Origin of the sequence: Anaeromassilibacillus sp. An250 (genome assembly GCF_002159845.1) — a bacterium.
Classification (GTDB): domain Bacteria; phylum Bacillota; class Clostridia; order Oscillospirales; family Acutalibacteraceae; genus Anaeromassilibacillus; species Anaeromassilibacillus stercoravium.
Window position 1 is genome coordinate 73,398 of the sequence record NZ_NFJK01000002.1, and the last position, 18,318, is coordinate 91,715.

General features: G+C 51.8%; 14 protein-coding genes. 10 read left to right on the plus strand and 4 right to left on the minus strand.

Annotated elements, in window-relative coordinates; all coding sequences use genetic code 11:
* The first annotated feature begins 24 nt into the window (after positions 1–24).
* The gene (locus B5F54_RS01995; RefSeq protein ID WP_087229796.1) at positions 25–414 is read left to right on the plus strand and encodes a desulfoferrodoxin family protein; all 390 of its coding nucleotides are present in this window, start codon (positions 25–27) and stop codon (positions 412–414) included.
* Positions 415–615: 201 nt separating this feature from the next.
* Here the strand turns inward: B5F54_RS01995 and gpmI are convergent, their stop codons facing one another.
* The 4 genes from gpmI to B5F54_RS02015 all read right to left on the minus strand — a co-directional run bounded on the left by gpmI (position 616) and on the right by B5F54_RS02015 (position 4,898).
* Positions 616–2,136: a 2,3-bisphosphoglycerate-independent phosphoglycerate mutase gene (gene gpmI / locus B5F54_RS02000; RefSeq protein ID WP_087229798.1), complete on the minus strand. Its 1,521-nt coding sequence runs from the start codon at positions 2,134–2,136 to the stop codon at positions 616–618.
* Positions 2,137–2,178: 42 nt separating this feature from the next.
* Positions 2,179–2,949: a triose-phosphate isomerase gene (gene tpiA / locus B5F54_RS02005; protein ID WP_087229801.1), complete on the minus strand. Its 771-nt coding sequence runs from the start codon at positions 2,947–2,949 to the stop codon at positions 2,179–2,181.
* 115 nt (positions 2,950–3,064) lie between these two features.
* Positions 3,065–4,261, minus strand: coding sequence for a phosphoglycerate kinase (locus tag B5F54_RS02010; RefSeq protein ID WP_087229805.1), 1,197 nt, complete (start codon positions 4,259–4,261; stop codon positions 3,065–3,067).
* 133 nt (positions 4,262–4,394) lie between these two features.
* Positions 4,395–4,898, minus strand: coding sequence for a tRNA (cytidine(34)-2'-O)-methyltransferase (locus B5F54_RS02015; RefSeq protein ID WP_087229808.1), 504 nt, complete (start codon positions 4,896–4,898; stop codon positions 4,395–4,397).
* A gap of 206 nt (positions 4,899–5,104) precedes the next feature.
* Between B5F54_RS02015 and B5F54_RS02020 the strand changes: the two genes are divergently transcribed.
* The 9 genes from B5F54_RS02020 (at position 5,105) to B5F54_RS02060 (ending at position 18,309) form a co-directional block, all read left to right on the plus strand.
* Positions 5,105–5,290 (plus strand): hypothetical protein, encoded by a 186-nt coding sequence (locus tag B5F54_RS02020; RefSeq protein WP_237966721.1) that lies wholly within the window; start codon positions 5,105–5,107, stop codon positions 5,288–5,290.
* A 307-nt stretch (positions 5,291–5,597) separates the two neighbouring features.
* Positions 5,598–7,343, plus strand: coding sequence for a hypothetical protein (locus B5F54_RS02025; protein WP_172749506.1), 1,746 nt, complete (start codon positions 5,598–5,600; stop codon positions 7,341–7,343).
* A 20-nt stretch (positions 7,344–7,363) separates the two neighbouring features.
* Positions 7,364–8,665, plus strand: coding sequence for a hypothetical protein (locus B5F54_RS02030; protein WP_087229814.1), 1,302 nt, complete (start codon positions 7,364–7,366; stop codon positions 8,663–8,665).
* Positions 8,666–9,019: 354 nt separating this feature from the next.
* Complete coding sequence (locus tag B5F54_RS02035; protein ID WP_087229817.1) at positions 9,020–11,629, plus strand: hypothetical protein; 2,610 nt, start codon at positions 9,020–9,022, stop codon at positions 11,627–11,629.
* A 504-nt stretch (positions 11,630–12,133) separates the two neighbouring features.
* A complete protein-coding gene (gene ptsP / locus B5F54_RS02040; protein WP_087229820.1) occupies positions 12,134–13,759 on the plus strand; it encodes a phosphoenolpyruvate--protein phosphotransferase in 1,626 nt (541 codons plus the stop codon).
* A gap of 64 nt (positions 13,760–13,823) precedes the next feature.
* Entirely contained in the window at positions 13,824–15,275 is a 1,452-nt protein-coding gene (nagE, locus tag B5F54_RS02045) for an N-acetylglucosamine-specific PTS transporter subunit IIBC (RefSeq protein ID WP_087229823.1), read from the plus strand.
* Positions 15,276–15,533: 258 nt separating this feature from the next.
* A complete protein-coding gene (locus B5F54_RS02050) occupies positions 15,534–16,010 on the plus strand; it encodes a PTS sugar transporter subunit IIA (protein ID WP_087229826.1) in 477 nt (158 codons plus the stop codon).
* A gap of 239 nt (positions 16,011–16,249) precedes the next feature.
* A complete protein-coding gene (locus tag B5F54_RS02055; RefSeq protein WP_087229828.1) occupies positions 16,250–16,750 on the plus strand; it encodes an RNA polymerase sigma factor in 501 nt (166 codons plus the stop codon).
* Between the two features lie 641 nt (positions 16,751–17,391).
* On the plus strand, positions 17,392–18,309 hold the full coding sequence (locus tag B5F54_RS02060; RefSeq protein ID WP_087229831.1) for an ABC transporter permease: 918 nt from the start codon (positions 17,392–17,394) through the stop codon (positions 18,307–18,309).
* The last annotated feature ends 9 nt before the right edge of the window (positions 18,310–18,318 follow it).

Consider the following 18,318-nt stretch of genomic DNA (forward strand, 5'->3'; position numbering starts at 1 on the left):
AAAATCGGAATGGAGGTCAAAAGGATGAGCAAAGAAGTCAAGTTTTATATTTGCAAGCATTGCGGGAATATTGTCGGGTTGATTCATGATTCCGGCGTGCCGCTGGTTTGCTGTGGGGAAAAAATGAGCGAATTGGTCCCCAACACCACAGAGGGCGCAACGGAGAAGCACCTGCCGGTGGTTGAGATGGATGGGAATGTTGTCAAGGTCAGCGTGGGAAGCGTTGAGCATCCATCGACGGAAGAGCATTATATTGCTTGGGTATATCTGCAGACGGCGCATGGCGGCCAGCGCAAGGCCATCCAGCCGGGAGAGAAGCCGGTTGTATCCTTTGCATTGCAGGATGACGAGTTGATCGCCGTTTATGCGTACTGCAATCTTCATGGCCTGTGGAAAACAGAAATTAAGAAATAAATCTTCCATCTACAATCCACACATAGGAAAAGGGCGCTTCCCCTCTCGGGGAAACGCCCTTTTCCTGTTTGGAGGACGGATTGTCAATTTGTATTGTAGAACGGGATATTCCAGCAACTGCTAGTAGGTCCGCGTTCCACAAGCTGGGGCGGAAGCCTGTTTCCTTCCGCCCCCTCTAACACAATGGGAAGAACGGCCGGTTTATTCCTCGATGAGGGAACGGCCGTCCATTTCCGCAGGCTGGGGCAGGCCCAGGATCTGCAGCATGGTGGGGGCGATGTCCGCAAGGCGGCCGCCTTTGCGCAGCTTCTTGCAGGGATAGCCGACCACACAGAAGGGAACGGGGTTGGTTGTATGCGCGGTGAACGGGGAGCCATCTTCCTCGTACATCTTGTCCGCATTGCCGTGGTCCGCTGTAATCAGCGCCACGCCGTCCTGCTTGGCGATCGCGTCCAATACGCGTCCAACGCAGGTATCCACTGCTTCCACAGCGGCCTTTGCAGCGTCAAATACACCCGTATGGCCGACCATGTCGCAGTTTGCATAGTTCAGGATAATCACATCGTATTTGCCGGATTCAATGCGCTCGATCAACCGGTCGGTGACCTCGTAAGCGCTCATCTCCGGCTGCAAATCGTAGGTGGCCACCTTCGGGGAGTTGACCAGCACGCGGTCCTCGTTGGGATACTGCTTTTCGACGCCGCCGTTGAAGAAGAACGTCACATGCGCGTATTTCTCCGTCTCTGCAATGCGCAGCTGGGTCAGGCCCTTGTCGGAGATGTATTCGCCAAAGGTGTTCTTCAGGCTCTGCGGCTTAAAGGCCACCAGGACGTTCGGCATGGTAGCGTCGTACTGCGTCATGCAGACGTATTTGACCGGGAAGAAGCCCTTCTTGCGCTCAAAGCCGGTGAATTCCGGATCGACAAAGGTGCGCGTAATTTCGCGCGCACGGTCCGGGCGGAAGTTAAAGAAGATAATGGAATCGTCCGCGCCGATTTCTGCGCCCTCTGCGCAGACGGTTGGAACGACGAATTCGTCGGTTACATTCTCTTTATAGGAATCCTCTACCGCCTGGACCGGGTCGGCACACTGGATGCCTTCGCCGTATACCATGGCCGCATAGGCCTTCTCCACGCGCTCCCAGCGGTTGTCGCGGTCCATCGCATAGTAGCGGCCCATCACGGTGGCAATTTGACCCACGCCGATCTCTTTGAGCTTCTCGGCGCACTCGGCTACATAATCCTTGCCGGAGGAAGGCGGGACATCGCGGCCGTCGAGCAATGCATGGACATAGACCTTTTTCAGGCCGCGGCGCTTGGCCAATTCCACCAAGGCATACAGGTGGGTATTGTGGCTGTGCACGCCGCCGTCGGAGAGCAGCCCGATGAGGTGCAGCGCGGCCTTTTTCGCAATGGCGTTGTCCACTGCGGAGATGAAGGCGGAATTCTCAAAGAAATCGCCATCCTGGATGGCTTTGGTGATGCGGGTCAGCTCCTGGTACACAATGCGGCCGGCGCCGATGTTGGTGTGGCCGACTTCGGAGTTTCCCATCTGGCCATCCGGCAGGCCGACGTCCATACCGGAAGCCCCGATCTGGGTGATCGGGTTGCTGCCGAAGACGCGGTCCAGGTTCGGCTTGTTGGCCGCCTTGATTGCGTTGCCGTAATCGCCGCCAATGCCAAAACCATCTAAAATCATCAAAATCAGAGGTTTTTTACTCATGTATGATTCGATCTCCTACTCTATTAAACATTGCAGGGGATATTAGCCCTGCGTAGCAGCTTTGACAATCTCCGCGAAGTCTGCGGGTTTCAAGGAAGCGCCGCCGATCAGGCCGCCGTCCACATCGGGCTGCGCCAGCAGTTCCGCCGCATTCTTCGCGTTCATCGAACCGCCGTACTGAATCGTCATCGCATTGGCGGCCGCCTCGTCGTAGAGGCCCTTCACGGTCTCGCGGATGATGGCGCAGACCTCGTTGGCCTGCTCTGCGGTCGCGGTCTTGCCGGTGCCAATTGCCCAGACCGGCTCATAAGCGATGATCACGCGGGAGAGCTCGTCCTTGCTGACGCCCTGCAACGCGATTTTCGTCTGCATAGCCACCAGCTCGGCGGTGATGCCCTGTTCGCGCTGCTCCAAATATTCGCCCACGCAGAGGATCACGGTCAGGCCGCTGTCCAATGCAGCGCGCACGCGCTTGTTGACGGTGACGTCCGTCTCGCCAAAATAGGTGCGGCGCTCGCTGTGGCCGATGATAACGTATTTTACGCCCATTGCGGTGAGCATATTTGCGGAAATTTCTCCCGTGTAAGCGCCGGAAACTTCCCAGTGGCAGTTCTCCGCGCCCACGCCGATGTTGGTGCCTGCGGTTGCCTCCAGAGCGGTGGCAAGATCCACATACGGGACGCAAACAACGACGTCACAGCCTGCGCCAGCGACCAACGGCTTGATGCCTTCGATCAGCTCTTTGGCCTCGGCAGGGGTCTTGTTCATTTTCCAGTTGCCGGCGATGACGGCTTTTCTCAGTGCTTTGTTCATGGATGTCTATCCCCTTTTATATGATAGTCAAAAAAGAAGCCTCCGGCGGGAACCGCACAGCCGGGAACGAATCCCTGGCAGGCGGGAGTCCCCGCCGAAGGCGCGGATGCTCAAATTAGTCCTTATCGTTCAAGCAGGCAATGCCCGGGAGAACCTTGCCCTCCAGGAACTCGAGGGAAGCGCCGCCGCCCGTGGAGATATGGGTCATCTTGTCCGCGAAGCCGAGCTTCTCAACCGCAGCAGCGGAATCGCCGCCGCCGATGATGGAGATTGCGCCGCTGTCTGCAACAGCCTTCGCAACGGCGATCGTGCCGTTTGCAAAAGCATCCCACTCGGAGACGCCCATCGGTCCGTTCCAGACCACGGTTCCAGCACCCTTGATGGCGTCTGCGAACAGCTCACAGGTCTTCGGGCCGATGTCCATGCCCATCCAGCCGTCCGGGATTTGGTCGGAATCGACGACCTTGTTCTCTGCGTCGGCCTTATACTCGGTTGCAACAACGTTGTCCACCGGGAGCAGGAACTTGACGCCCTTTTCCTTGGCCTTTGCCATCGTGTCCTTTGCCAGCTCGACCTTGTCGCTCTCGCAGATGGAGGTGCCGATGGAATAGCCCAGTGCGTTCATGAAGGTATAAGCCATGCCGCCGCCGATGATGAGGGTGTCCACCTTGTCCAGCAGGTTGGTGATGACGCCGATCTTATCGGAGACCTTCGCGCCGCCCAGAATGGCGACGAACGGGCGCTTCGGGTCGGTGAGCGCGCCGCCCATGATGGTGATTTCCTTCTGGATCAGATAGCCGCAGACAGCCGGCAGATAGTCGGCAACGCCAGCGGTGGAAGCATGCGCACGATGTGCCGTGCCAAATGCGTCATTGACATAAATTTCCGCCAAGGAAGCGAGCTCCTTTGCGAAGGCCGGATCGTTCTTTTCTTCTTCCTTATGGAAGCGGACGTTTTCGATCATCTCGACCTCGCCGTCCTGCAGGGAAGCGGCGATGCTCTTTGCGCTCTCGCCGACAACGTCCTTCGCCATCTTGACTTCCTGGCCGAGTGCCTTGGAGAGGTATTCAGCGACCGGAGCGAGGGAATACTTCATGTTGAATTCACCCTTCGGGCGGCCCAGATGGGAGCAGAGGATGACCTTCGCTTTGTGGTCGATCAAATATTTAATGGTTTTCATAGCCTCGTTGATGCGCTTCGGGTCGGTGATGTTGCCCTCTGCATCAAACGGGACGTTAAAGTCGCAGCGGACGAGGACTCTCTTGCCCGCTACGTCGATGTCTTCGACAGTTTTTTTATTCAGGTAATTCATAACGTTTGCGCTCCTTTATTTGAATTTTCAGAGTCTTCTACGCTTGATTTTCAGTATACAATAAATGGGAATTATTTTCAAGAGAGAAGACCCGATTTTTGCAGGGTCCAAGGCGGTTTTCCGGCGCTTTCTGTCAATCCCAGGAGAGCCGGTGAAGCTGCCCGGCGCAGAGAAGATCCGGATAATTCCACTGCCGCAATACTTCATAGACGCCGATCGCCACCGAATTCGAGAGGTTCAGGCTGCGCGCGTCCGGATTGTTCAGCATGGGAATGCGGACGCAGTTATCCGGGTGCTGAAGGAGCAGCTCTTCCGGCAGTCCGGCAGTCTCCTTGCCAAACACCAGATAACAGCCGTCCGGATAGGTGACGTCGGAATGCACATGCCGCGCCTTTGTAGAAAAATAGTAGAAATTGCCGCTGTTTTGCCTGAAAAAATCGGAAAGACTATCGTAATAGGTGATGTCCAAAAGATGCCAGTAATCCAGGCCCGCGCGCTTGAGCTTCCGGTCGTCGATTTTAAACCCCATCAGCCCGACCAGGTGAAGCCGGGCGCCGGTGGCCGCGCAGGTGCGGGCGATATTTCCGGTGTTTTGCGGGATTTCCGGTTCCACCAGTACAATGTTGAGTGTTGCCATGTTTTTCATTCTCCCCCGGGACATGCCCGATTTCAGTTTTGCTAAGATGCATGGCCATTATACCATCAATCGCCAGAAACCGCAAAATTTTGCAAAAGGACCGGAAACAAACGGAACCGATATTCACCCATAAGGAGGGGAAACTAATGCGGGGGAACACCCTGATCGAATTGTTGGAAAAATCGAATGCAATTTGGAGGTCGTATATGATGTATAAGGAAACGATGGGCTTTGTCAAAGGAATCGGCGCGGGTATTGTCGCCAGTGTTGCGGTGGCGGCGGTCGGCAGCCAAATGATGAAGAAGAACCGCCATCTGCGCCGGGATGCACACCGCGCCATGCATGCGGTCGGCCATGCGATGCAGAATGTGGAGCATATGTTTAAAGCGTAATTGCTTTGCCATAGCTGTTTCAGGGGCTCCGCGATGATAGTAGCTCATAAAAATGGCGGTATGCTGGGAATGGCTCCCTGCATCTGCGGAAGCAGAGGAATCTTGCTCCAAAGAAACAGCGAGGCCCCTGTCCAGGAAATCTCCTGGGCAGGGGCCTCGTTTCTTGTTTTGCTTGTGCAGCGGACCCGTGAAAAGGCGCTGTGCGTCTGAAATCCTTGCGGAACCAGCGCGAAACATGTATAATGACCTTATATATAATGATAGAGATAGAAAGCCTTTGCTTTCTTTGATTAAGGAAGGATCGACTATGCAAAGCGAAACGGACATCCTTTTTTATGCCGTGTACCATCGGGACTACGACGGCCCTGCCGCCAAGCCCTCCCTACTGAGCCAGGCACGGCGCGAATGCTTTACACAGGACCGGACGGTGTCTGTGCGGGAAGAAGACTTCAACTCCGGCGTCAAGACGGTTTATCGTGGAAGAGTAGGCTGGCATCGCTTCACGTGGTCTGTCCGGCGCGGCGGCGCTTTGGTCCAGCAGGCTTTTCGCGATGAAAATGGATTTGAACTGGTTCATTTCGGGGAGCGCGGCGAGCCGGTGAGCAAAGCGCGTTTTTCGTTGGAATTGCGTTGGGAGAGCACCGCTTATTATATGGACGGCCGGAGGGATCAGCTTCCGGCGGCTGTGCTATCCCCAATTGCAGGCGGCCTGCTTTTGACGGAGTGGAACCCGGACAGCGGGAAATACAGCCGGATCAAACTGGTCCCCTGCGCGCTGCGCCGCGGCACGCCGGAACAAAGCTTGGCGGATGCGCGCTTGGGAGAGCCCCGCGTCTGGGCGGAGACCTCGGAAGGGGATTTTTGCTACTGCACGGAGGAAGAAGCGGCGTTGCGCCGTTCTTTGGTGGAACGCCCGCCGGAGGCAATCCCTGAAGATCTTGTTTATCGCCCGGAGGATTCGGAAACCGGCGGGGAAGAGCCCGCCTTCGCAGGGTTTACATACATCGCCAATGATGCGGATACTCCTGAGACAGAGACGGAAACAGCGGGGGCGGAGCCCGAGGAGGCCATCGCAGAGGGACCCTCCCCGGAGCTACCGGCTTCAGAATCCCCTGCGGCTGCGCAAGAGGGGGACTATGCGGCGGACCATGAGCTTTTTTCCGCGGGCCAGGACGCTGCAAAACCGGCCCAGTGGGGCACGGCCTGCCCGCCGACTTTGGACGTTCCGCAGCCCTCCTGGCAAGAAAAGGAGCTTCCGCTTCCTGCGTTGAATTCCGGCCTTTCCCAGCTTTTAAAGTTGGTGCAAGCGGAGCTCAAGGCCCAGGAACAAAAGGAGCCGGAACCTGCCGCGGAGGAAAAGCCGGCAGAGGACGATGCGTTCGAAGAAGTCGTACGCCCGCCGCATGCGGAGCGCTACGCGGTGGCGGCGAAAAACCGGCACGGGATTGTTGTGCATGCGCCGGAGTTAAAGCAAAAAGCTTCGCAGCAAACCGGCGAGGAGGCCGATGGATCGCCAAAGCCCGCCGCTATGCCGGTCAAACGCATTATTATCAGTGCGGAAGAGAGTTATGCCTACTTTGGCGATCTTTTAAATGGAATGCGCGAAGGCAACGGGCGCACCGAGATGACGAATGGCCATACCGCCTACGAGGGCGGATATCATGAGGACAAGCGCGACGGATTCGGTACCTATTATTATAAGTCGGGCAAGCTTTGCTATGTCGGCAACTGGAAGGACAATCTACGCCACGGTTCGGGGATCTCCTTTAGCTCCCGCGACGGTTCCATTTTTGTCGGAAAGTGGCGGGATAATATCCCGACGGGATGCGGGACGGCCTTCGACGCGGAAGGCAACTTATTATATACGGGCGAATGGAAGGACGGCAAACGCGATGGGCACGGAACCGAATACCGGAATGGGGCGGTTCTATACGCAGGGGAGTGGAAAGACGACCTGCGCCATGGCAAAGGGACGCTGACATTGGCGAATGGGACGGTCATCACCGGCATTTTTGAAAACGGGAAAGTGCAGGGGTTGGACGATTTATTATAGGAGTATGGGGGTGAGCCGTTTTGCAATGGCTCGAACTACATAATGTAGAATATGGGGAATGCATTGTTTTGGGCGGTTCCCATCACGATATTCTGATGGTGGACTGCGGAAGCATCAACCAGAAGATCCGCGAAGGGGATCTGGATTTCAGCGCCTATGTGGACCCAACGTTGATGGAGCGCTATTCCGGCTGCTCAGGGCGTGAGTTTTTGTTGACCCATTATCACAGGGACCATCTCTGTGGGCTGTATCAGATGCTGTCGAAACGCGGCGGGTATTTTGACCGCATCCTTTTGCCGGTATCCCCGGCGGACGCGCGCGGGCAGCATTTGTTGCTGGATTTTGCTCTATTTGTCTATGCCTTTTTGCCGCGGCAGAGCGATTATGCGCAGGTCAATTTGAGCGCCCTGCGAATTTTTAGCCGCATTGCGAAAAGTGCGGGGGCGGACCGCGTCTATCCGATTGCGGGCGGCTCCAGTTTTTTGTTTGACGGCGTGACGTACGAGGTGCTTTGGCCGGACCGGGAGGGGTACCCCTTTTCGGAGCTCTTCGCTTCGGCGGTGGAACAGTTAAACGTCTGCTTGGCTTCCCCGTTTTTGCCGGAGGCGGCCCGCCGCTTTTTGGAACTCAAGGCGCGCTACGGGAAGGCGTATGGCGCCTGCTGCCAATCGTCCCCCCTCCGGGCGGAAGGAATCGCGCAGTTGGACGCCCTCTTGGAGCAGATTGACGCGCTGATTCCAGAGCTGCATCTTTTGCCGACTGCCCCGGACGTCGTACAGATTCTGACCGATCCGGGCACGACGGCAGCCTATTCCGATGAACTGAACACGGCCAGCGTGATCTTCCACAACCGCCGTACCAGTGAAGCCAGTCTTGACGACATCCTTATGACGGGTGATGCGGCCCCTGAGAGTTTTGACGCCATTGCGGACCGTCTCTATCATGACTATTATATTGTAAAGGCGCCGCATCATGGAACAGCAAGTCATTGGAGCCATTGGCTTTCAGAGATAGCCGCTTCCCATATTCTCATCAGCAACGGGGAGTATCAGAAGGGTGGGAAAATTGCATCGGAATATGTGGATTTACCTGCGGTGAAACATTGTACAAACTGTGCGGCCTGTTCCTGGTATGCCTCCAGCGGTTGTTCCTGCAATCGGGTAGCTTGCTGCTACGATTTGCCCATGGGCGCAGGACTGACCATCAAATGCCCGCGCTGCCGCGACCGGAAGGGAACGGCGCCGTGCGGGATTTATGTGGTCTCACATGGCGGGGAACGTGCCTGCCTGTGCGATGATTTGCCCGTACAGCCAGGCTTATAAATCGGAAAAACACGGCCCCGCGGCTGTTGGCAGAAGCCTGCCAAGGCTGCCAATATTTTAGAGCAAACGCTTCCAAAAGGGCAAAAACCTAGGATTCATGCGGGTTTTTCGCAAAAAAATCCAAAAAATATTGTGATTTCCGCACTTGACATTGCGAAATAAATATCTTATAATCCAAGTAACATATGAGGGACGCATATGTGGGTTGTCTTTCTAGCGCCATCTAGGAGGGGCCTCCCCCGTATCGTCTTAGTCAAGGGCTAATCCTGTTAATGTCCGTGACGTTCATTATGTTCATTTCTCTTATGGCATGCGCAAATACGCAAACCACGATTTTTAAGGAGGACAAAAAGGATGAGAAAAATTACAGGAAAAGCTCTCGCAGCAGTGCTCGCAATGGCATTGCTCACGTCTAGCTTTTCGGGAACTTTTGCTTTCGCAGCTTCCAGTGAAAGAGCTGGCAGCGTAAGCTTCAGCGGCGACGATGAAGTTACCCTCGTAAAGGATACCGAGGACCCGAACGAGTACAAGTTTGATCTCGAAGGTCTGATCGGCACCATGACCCTGACCACCACCGATAAGGCGGAAAAGGACGTTGCAGTTGACAGCGAGGATCTTTCCTTCCGTCATGCAAAGGGCGACAACCTGATCTCCATTAAGGACGGCAAGGCCAGAGTTAAGAGCGACAAGACCGGCACCGAGACCATCATGGTCTATGGCGAAGCGACCATCACCCGCGACGACCGCGACATCACCCTGAAGGGCCAGAAGGAAATCACCATCCACGTAGTGGAGAGCGGCTATCTGTTTGTTGGTGTTGACGGCGTTCCGGAGACGAAGACCGGCGAAGAGGTTCCGGCTTTGGAGCTTTCTTACAACGATCTTGACGTCAAGAATGTTGCAGTTTATAAGGCAGTTGCCGGTGCAAACCTGGAAGCTACCTATAAGAAGACCACTGTCAATGAGGACGACGATCCGCTCCGCATTGAGACTTCTTCCACCACCAGATTTGATGTGGACGACGAGGATGACGTTACTACGATCCAGAACAGAGGCAAGGGCACTGGTACGATGAAGCTCTCCATCAAGAGCGCAACCGGCAGTGACAAGACCAAGTTCAACACCACCGAAGAGAGCACCACGGCTACGATCCTGAAGAGAATCGACGTGACGGGCAACGTTACGATCGACAAGGACGGCAGCAAGACGACGATTTCGCCGTATGCTTCCGCTCCGAACATGGATTCCGACAGCAATGTTGCCGGCTATGACATCAAGGTTCTGAAGGGAACCAACGTCAATGTAACTGGCAGCGCAAGCGTTGGCAAGATCACCGACGCAGCAGACGTTTCCGTTGAGGATAAGGCGAAGGTCGGCGACATCACCGATGCAACCGGCATGGTTTCCATCTCCGGCGGCACGGTTGGCGCACTCGACGTCAAGGGCAGTGTTGAGATGAGCGACGGTACGGCAGCTTCCATCGAAGCAGATGAGAACATCTCCATCGTTGGCGGTACTGTAAGCGGCGACGTTCTCACCGATAAGGACGTTACCATTGATGCAGAAGACGACGAGATCGATACGGTTGTGAACGGCAAGGTCGAGGCAACCAACATCTCCGTTGATTGCAGCAGCGAAGACGGCCAGATCCGTTTGGCGAAGGTTGTCCTGAAGGACGACGGCGAACTGAACCTGACGGGCGGCAATGTAGAGATCACGGAACTGGATTGCGCTTATGAGGGCAACGTCAACTTTGTTGACTTCCAGGGCACCCTGCCGACCATCCTGAATGCACAGGATATTTCCGTTGATGAGGATTCCACCGTTGTTGTGACTGGCGCTGTAGAGCTCGGCTCCCTCGATATCGCTGAGGGCGGCTCCATCGAGTTCAGAGACGCTGTTGAAGTTGAGAGCGTTTCCGGCGACGGCAAGCTGGTTGTTGGTGCAGATAAGCTCTATGTTTCCGATAGCATTTCCGGCGATGTGAAACTGAGACTGGCTGGCGCAAACGTGAATGTTGGCGATGTTGCTTACAAGGCAGCTAAGGACGTTGGCTCCACGGATGCATTCAGCGGCGTAGGCTTCACCGTTGAGAGAAAGTCTGTCGACAGCAACACCGATTCCTTCCTGGTAAGAAGCGTTTCCTTCGCGGGCGTTGCTCTGGATAAGAGCGAAGTCACCATCGCTAAGGGCTTCTCCGATACAGTTACTGTTTCCAACTATCCGGCAAGCACTTCCCTGCCGGCAGGTGCTTCCATCGTTTGGGATTACAGCGACGCTGACAGAGATGTATTCGACATCACTGCTGATGGCGCAACCCTGACGATCTCCGTTAAGGATTATGACGATGTCTATGCAACCTCCAACAGCTTTGAGCTGATTGCAACGGTTGTTGACTCCGACGGCTATGAGATCGAAGATTATGATCCGGCAACTTGCACCGTAACGGCTATTCCGGAAGTTGTTGTTTCCAGCGACCTGTCCGGCATCGTTGAGGTTCCGCAGGGCTCCACGAAGGACTTCGTTGTGAATTCCCAGGTTGAGGCTCCGGTTACCATCGGCACTGGCAATGTTGCTGTTCATGCTCTGAAGACTCCGTTCGCAAACGGCCAGGCTACCTACACCATCAAGGCTACTGGCGCTGTTGGCACGACCGCTGGCGTTTATGCTACGGTTCCTGGCCAGAACGCTGTGAAGCTCTTCATCATCAAGGTTACGGAGCCTGTTGTGACTTCCGACACGACGGTTGACTTCAACCTTGCAGCTGGCAACCGCTATGTCTTCAAGATCACTGCTCCGTCCGCTCCGTCCTTCACGGTTGGCAACGGTGCTGTTCTGAAGACCCAGGCTGGTAAGATCGATGGCAACGACTACTACTTCGCAGTCTATGCAATCGGCTCCGCTGGCCAGAGCACCGGCGTGTATGTCAATGGTGTTAAGGTCTGCACGGTAACGGTAGGCTAAGAATTAGCAAGTTTATAAGTATAGCTATTTGATTTGATTCGATAGTTGTATTTGCGCAGCAGCGGTTCGGGCATTTTGCCCGGGCCGCTGTTTTTCTTTTTTACCGTTTTCCAGATCGTGCAGGAGGTGTGAAAAAGCTCCATTTAATAACTGGAAAAACTGCAAATTGATAAATTCCTTGTTATAATAGGAAAATTTGTTCATTATAACAACAGTAAGCGGGATGTAAACATTAACAGAAGATTATTTTACTATCAAACGATAGATTTCAGTCAATCCTATTTATTTCCCGAATGCTTTTTTTGGTATTTATGGTTTGAGATAGAATAATTGCGTACTACTTTTGCACAGAAGTGGACAAGATTTACAATCTAGTATGGATTTTTTTTAAATATATTGACAATTTGTTGAAAAAGCTATAATATAAATATTACATTAACAGATTGTTCACAGTTAAAACGTTTCCTGTGTGCAAAAGAGATGGTTATAGAAAGTGGTGATGAAATGCAGGCCTTAAAAGGGATTGCAGCCTCCAATGGTATTGCAATTGGGAAATTGAAGCTCTGTGTGAAGCTGGATGATAAAATTGCGAAAAAGCCGATTACCGATGTGGAGGCGGAGATTAAGCGTGTTGAATCCGCAAAAGAAGAGGCGGAAGCTGCGCTGAATCGGATTTACCTGGATGCCTTAAAACGAGTAGGCGAAGAGAATTCGATGATCTTTCAGATCCATATCATGATGCTTCAGGACGACGATTTCTTTGATGCAATTAAAGATTGCATTTCTGACGAAAAGGTGAATGCAGAATATGCTGTTTGGCAGGCAGCGCAGCAGTTTTCAACGATGTTTGCCCAGATGGACGATGAATACATGCGTGCACGCAGTGCCGACGTTGTCGATATTTCGAAGCGCTTGTTGAGTTGCCTTGACCCGAATTTGGACAGTGGCTTGGATAGTTTAAAGGAAGAAGCGATTGTTGCTGCTTCTGATTTGATGCCGAGCGAGACCGTCCAAATGGATAAGAGCAAGGTCCTGGCGTTTGTTACCGAGCAGGGTTCAAAGAGTTCGCATTCGGCGATTCTGGCCCGTACGATGAGCATCCCTGCTGTAGTAGGACTTTGTGATGCGTTTTCAAGCTTGAAAGATGGCGCGATGACCATTGTAGACGGCAGCGCGGGCGACGTAATTATAGAGCCGGATGAGGCTACCCTCAAGGAATACGAGCAAAAGCGCGACGCTTTCCTGCAACATCAAAAAGATTTGCAGCTGCTTAAAGGGACAAAGGCTGTGACGAAAAGCGGCGTAGAAATGGAGATCAATGCCAATATAGGGCATCCCAGCGATGTAGAGATGGTTTTGGAAAACGATGCCGATGGGATTGGTTTGTTCCGCAGTGAATTCCTCTATATGGAGAGCGACGATTTTCCAACAGAAGAGCAACAGTTTGAAGCATATAAAACGGTCCTGGAGGGGATGAAGGGCAAGCGTGTGATTATCCGCACACTGGATTTAGGTGCAGATAAGCAGGTCCCTTATTTGAATATTCCTAAGGAAGAGAATCCGGCGATGGGATATCGTGCGATTCGGATCAGCTTGGACCGTAAGGAGCTTTTTGTTACCCAATTGCGTGCATTGGTTCGGGCTTCTGCTTTTGGCAAGCTGGCTATCATGTTCCCAATGATTACTTCGGTGGAACAGGTTAAGAAAATCAAGGAGTTGCTCAACCAAGTAAAAGCAGATTTGAAGGCGGAAGGTGTTGCGTTTGCACCGGACTTTGAAATCGGGATTATGATCGAAACGCCCGCTTCTGTCATTTTGAGTGATTTACTGGCGAAAGAAGTGGACTTCTTTAGTGTTGGGACCAACGACTTAACACAGTATACACTTGCTGTAGACCGTATGAATCCGCAGATTTCTTCGATGTACGATCCTCGCCATCCGGCAGTCCTCCGCATGATTCAGATGGCAGCGGAGAATGCAAAGAAGGCGGGAATCTGGATTGGGATTTGTGGGGAATCCGCTGGAGATACCGAATTGACAAGGTTCTATGTAGACATTGGAATCAATGAGCTTTCGGTTACCCCAGGCACGGTGCTGGAGCTGCGCCGGACGGTGCAGCAGCTTGATTAAGGTAGAAACCGGGAAAGGGACCCGGTTTGTATGAATTAATTAATTTTTTCGAGGAGGTAAAATTATGCAAAAGGTCCTTGCAAAGCTTCAAAAGCTTGGAAAAGCTTTGATGCTTCCAATTGCCTGCTTGCCTGTAGCAGGTATCCTGATGGGAATTGGTTACATGATCGATTCCAACGTTATGTCCGGTCTTGGTGATCCGAATGTCATCGCTTTCTTCTTGGTGAAAGTCGGTGGAGCGATCATTGACAACATGCCCATTTTGTTCGCGATCGGTGTTGCGATTGGTCTCAGCGACGATCACGAAGGTACATCCGCGCTGGCCGGCCTGGTTTCCTGGTTGATGGTCCAGCAGATTTTGAATCCCAGCGTCGTCGCAGTTTTGACTGGGGCGGAAGCAGATGCTGCTTTCTCCAAGGCAAACAACCAGTTCATCGGCATCATCTGCGGCGTTGTTGGCGCACTTTGCTACAATCGTTTTAAGAACACGAAACTTCCGGAGGCATTGTCCTTCTTTAGCGGCAAGCGTTCGGTAGCTATTGTGACGGCATTGGTTAGCGTAGTAGTTGGCTTGATCTTCTTCTTTGTATGGCCGGTTGTTTACAATGCACTTGTTGCATTCGGCGAGGCAATCATCAGCCTGGGTGCGATCGGCGCTGGTATCTACGGCTTCTTCAACAGACTGTTGATCCCGGTTGGCCTGCACCACGCATTGAACTCCGTGTTCTGGTTTGATGTTGCTGGTATCAATGATATCGGCAATTTCTGGGGCGGCACGGGCACTCCCGGCGTCACCGGTATGTACATGTCCGGCTTCTTCCCGATCATGATGTTCGGTCTGCCGGGTGCTGCTTTGGCAATGTATCACACTGCGAAGCCGAGCAAGAAGCAGGTTGCCGGTGGTATCCTCTTCGCAGGCGCGCTGTGCGCATTCGTCAGCGGCGTAACCGAGCCGTTGGAGTTCTCCTTCATGTTCCTTGCTCCTGCACTGTATGTCGTCCATGCCCTGCTCACCGGTATTTCCATGGCGGTTGTAGCGGCTCTCCCGATCCGTGCAGGCTTTAACTTCAGCGCAGGCTTTGTAGATCTGTTCTTCAGCTCCTGGGTGCCGCTGGCACAGAATCCGTGGCTGTTGATCCCGATCGGCCTCGTAGTTGGCGTAATCTATTACATCGTCTTCCGTTTCGCCATTGTTAAGTTCAACCTCAAGACCCCTGGCCGTGAGGACGACGACGATGAGGAAACAGAAGGTTTCTCCAAGCTGGTCAAGGACCAGGGCTATGACGGCCTTGCAAAGAAGTATGTCGACATCCTTGGCGGCAAAGAGAACATCAAGGAAATCGAATCCTGCATCACCCGTATCCGCCTGGTGCTGAAGAGCAACAAGAACCTTGACGAAAAGGCAATCAAGGCTCTGGGTGCTTCCGGCGTCATGAAGGCTGGCGATCAGGTTACGCAGGTTATCGTTGGCACGAAGGCAGAGGCTCTCGTGGATGCGATGAAGAAGTATCTGTAATTTTCAGCATTATATTCCTGTGATCGTATGAATGGCAGCAGTCTCCCTCCGCAAGTTCAGGGAGACTGCTGTTTTCAGATGATTGTATGCAGGGGTCAATTGCATCGTCGATTGATGAAGAAAATTCTTTTAAGGCCTCAGAGCTTTGAGGATTTTTCCCGGTCACGATGCACAATAATACCTGGTGGGTCCCTTTTTCGATTAAAATGGAGAAACAGGGATTGTTATATCCCGGAATAAAATTTGGAGGTATGTTCCATGGGACTGTTTGGTAAGAAAGACAGCAAAATTGTAGCGCAGCAAACGGGAAAAGTTGTGCCGATCACAGAAGTTCCCGACCCAGTATTTTCTGATAAGGTCTTGGGGGATGGAATTGCGATCATTCCGACCAGCAATACTGTAGTGGCACCGGTTTCCGGTACGATTGCCCAGGTCGCACACACATTCCATGCAGTTGGCATTGAAGCGGACGATGGGACGGAGGTGTTGGTCCATTTGGGAATTGACACCGTAAAGTTAAACGGCGAAGGCTTTACTTGCCATGTAAAAGTTGGCGATCATGTAAATGCTGGGGATAAGTTGATGGACATGGATATTGAGGCGATTGCAGCGAAAGGGTTCCAGACGATTTCTCCCTGTATCATCACGACAATGGACGACCTTAAGAGTATGGAAGGGATTACGGGAGAAGCTACTGCGGGCGAGACAACGGTCATCACGTACAAAAAAAAGTGAATTTTTCACACAGGCCTCCGGAGACAATTTGTTTTCGGAGGCTTATTTATTAAAATTATAATGTTATAATAGTGGGGGAAATTGGAAACTAGATTTTTATATGGTAATTTTATAAATTGATAAAGCGATCAAAATAGTTTCAGCGGGTTTCATTCCATATAAAATTTCTTAATGGGCGCTTTTAACGATCTTTTCCAGGAATTGTTCCCTAGAACAGAGTTTAAGGTGATGCATAGACCATGATGGAAATGAGAGATAGGGGCTTGACCGGTTTAGGTGAAATTCAAGCGATCTTGGAACATTATCAGATGGATTTGCAAAATGAGGTTAGAAGGGTTTTACAGGACCCCATATGTGTTGAGGAAGCGATTGCTTGTGCAGAAGAGAGGATTTACAGTGCAGCAAGTTGGATTTGTAAACTTCGGCAAAGCAATTTGAAGGCACTCATTTTGATTATTGCCCGCAATGCTGCCAAATCTCTTCAAAAGAGTAAGGATTGCATGTTTAACCCATTAGGGGAGGATCAGGATCTGATTCTGCATGATTTGGAACAGAGATCGTTTCCTTATTTGCCCAAGTTGCGTTCCAATTATCAGGACGTAATTGTCCTGAAATATTATTTTGAGCTGCCTAACCCGGTTATTGGCACTCTGTTGGGGATTTCAGAGAAAAATGTATGTATACGGATTTATCGTGCGAAAAAGCGGATTCAGGAGCTCATAGAGCAGGAAAGGGCCTAATTTTAAAGGAACCTCCCTTTCAAGGGCGCTTTATATCAAATGTGAGGCGCATGGCGCATGAACAGAGGCTTTTCGGAAATCCTAAAAAGAACAAGTTCGTTTACGAAATTTAGGTTGGCTAAGATAGAAGGAAAGTATGCATTTTAAAATATAAAACTTGCATAAACAAGCTTCCGCAAACAGCGCATCAGCAATTGGGATGTTTGGCAAACGGCGTGATTTCTGGGTTTATTTGGCTCTATTTGCTTGGCCTCCCAAAGGGGGCTATGGAAAATGAAAAATAAAAACTTGAACTTGCATTTTGTTCATAAATTTGTTATAATAGATCACATCAATAGGACACGTCCAATGATGGAGGTGTCCTATTCAACGTTATATAGCTACGAATCCTATTGAATTATCAAGGGTTATATGTTACAATAATAAAATATTAATATTTTATTCCAATTTTTGACAAACTTTCTGTAGGAAATGTGGATTATGTCCATTGGTTTTGGTGCAAAATGTTGAATTTAGGGGATTGCCGGGGGGAGTAGTCTACAAGATTTGACGGCTTTTCCGAAGACCGGTTCAGTATGATGCACCGAGGAAAGAATGCAAAAAGAAGGCAGCAAATCTTTTAGACTAAGGAGTGGCAAACAGTGGCGAAGTATGTATGTAAACGTTTGGGATACGCGATTTTGACCATCTTTTTGATCTCTGTTATTACGTTTACAGTGATGAACCTGATCCCTGGCGGGCCGTTTTTGAGTGAAAAAGCGGTAACTCCCGCCACCCAAGCAGCTTTGGAAGCAAAGTATGGTTTGGACGTGCCAAAGCCCCAGCAGTATTTAAACTATATGAATGGACTGCTCCATGGCGACTTTGGCGAATCCCTGAAACAAAAAGGAAGAACGGCAAACGACATCATTTTTTCGACCTTCCCCGTATCTGCCCGCCTGGGTGGAATTTCCATTTTGGTTGCGCTGGTAGCAGGCGTCGGGCTTGGTTCCGTCGCTGCCATGTGCAGAGGAAAGTGGGGTGATCAGTTGATTATGGTCGTCTCTACTTTAGGGATTGCTGTTCCGAGTTTTGTTGTGGCTACCGCGTTGATGAAAATCTTTGGTGTAGAATTAAAGTGGTTGCCAACGATGGGTTTATCAACTCCGCTGCATTACATCCTACCTGTGTTTACGCTTGCGTTCTATCCAATGGCCTACATCACACGCTTGATGCGTTCCAGTATGCTGGATGCACTCAACCAGGATTATATCCGTACAGCGCGGGCGAAAGGCGTCAGCAAATTTAAGATGTTGTTTAAGCACGCGCTGCGCAATGCGATTCTCCCAATTATCACGTATGCAGGCCCCCTGTTGGCCTTTACGTTGTCGGGCAGCTTTGTTGTGGAGAAAATCTTCAACATTCCCGGCCTTGGCCGTGAGTTTATCAATTGCATCACCGGGCGTGACTATCCCATGGTGATGAGCACTACGATTTTCTTGGCGACTTTTTTGGTGTTGATGAACGTTATCGTGGATATCCTCTACAAGATAGTGGACCCGCGTATTAAACTGAGATAAGAAGGGAGA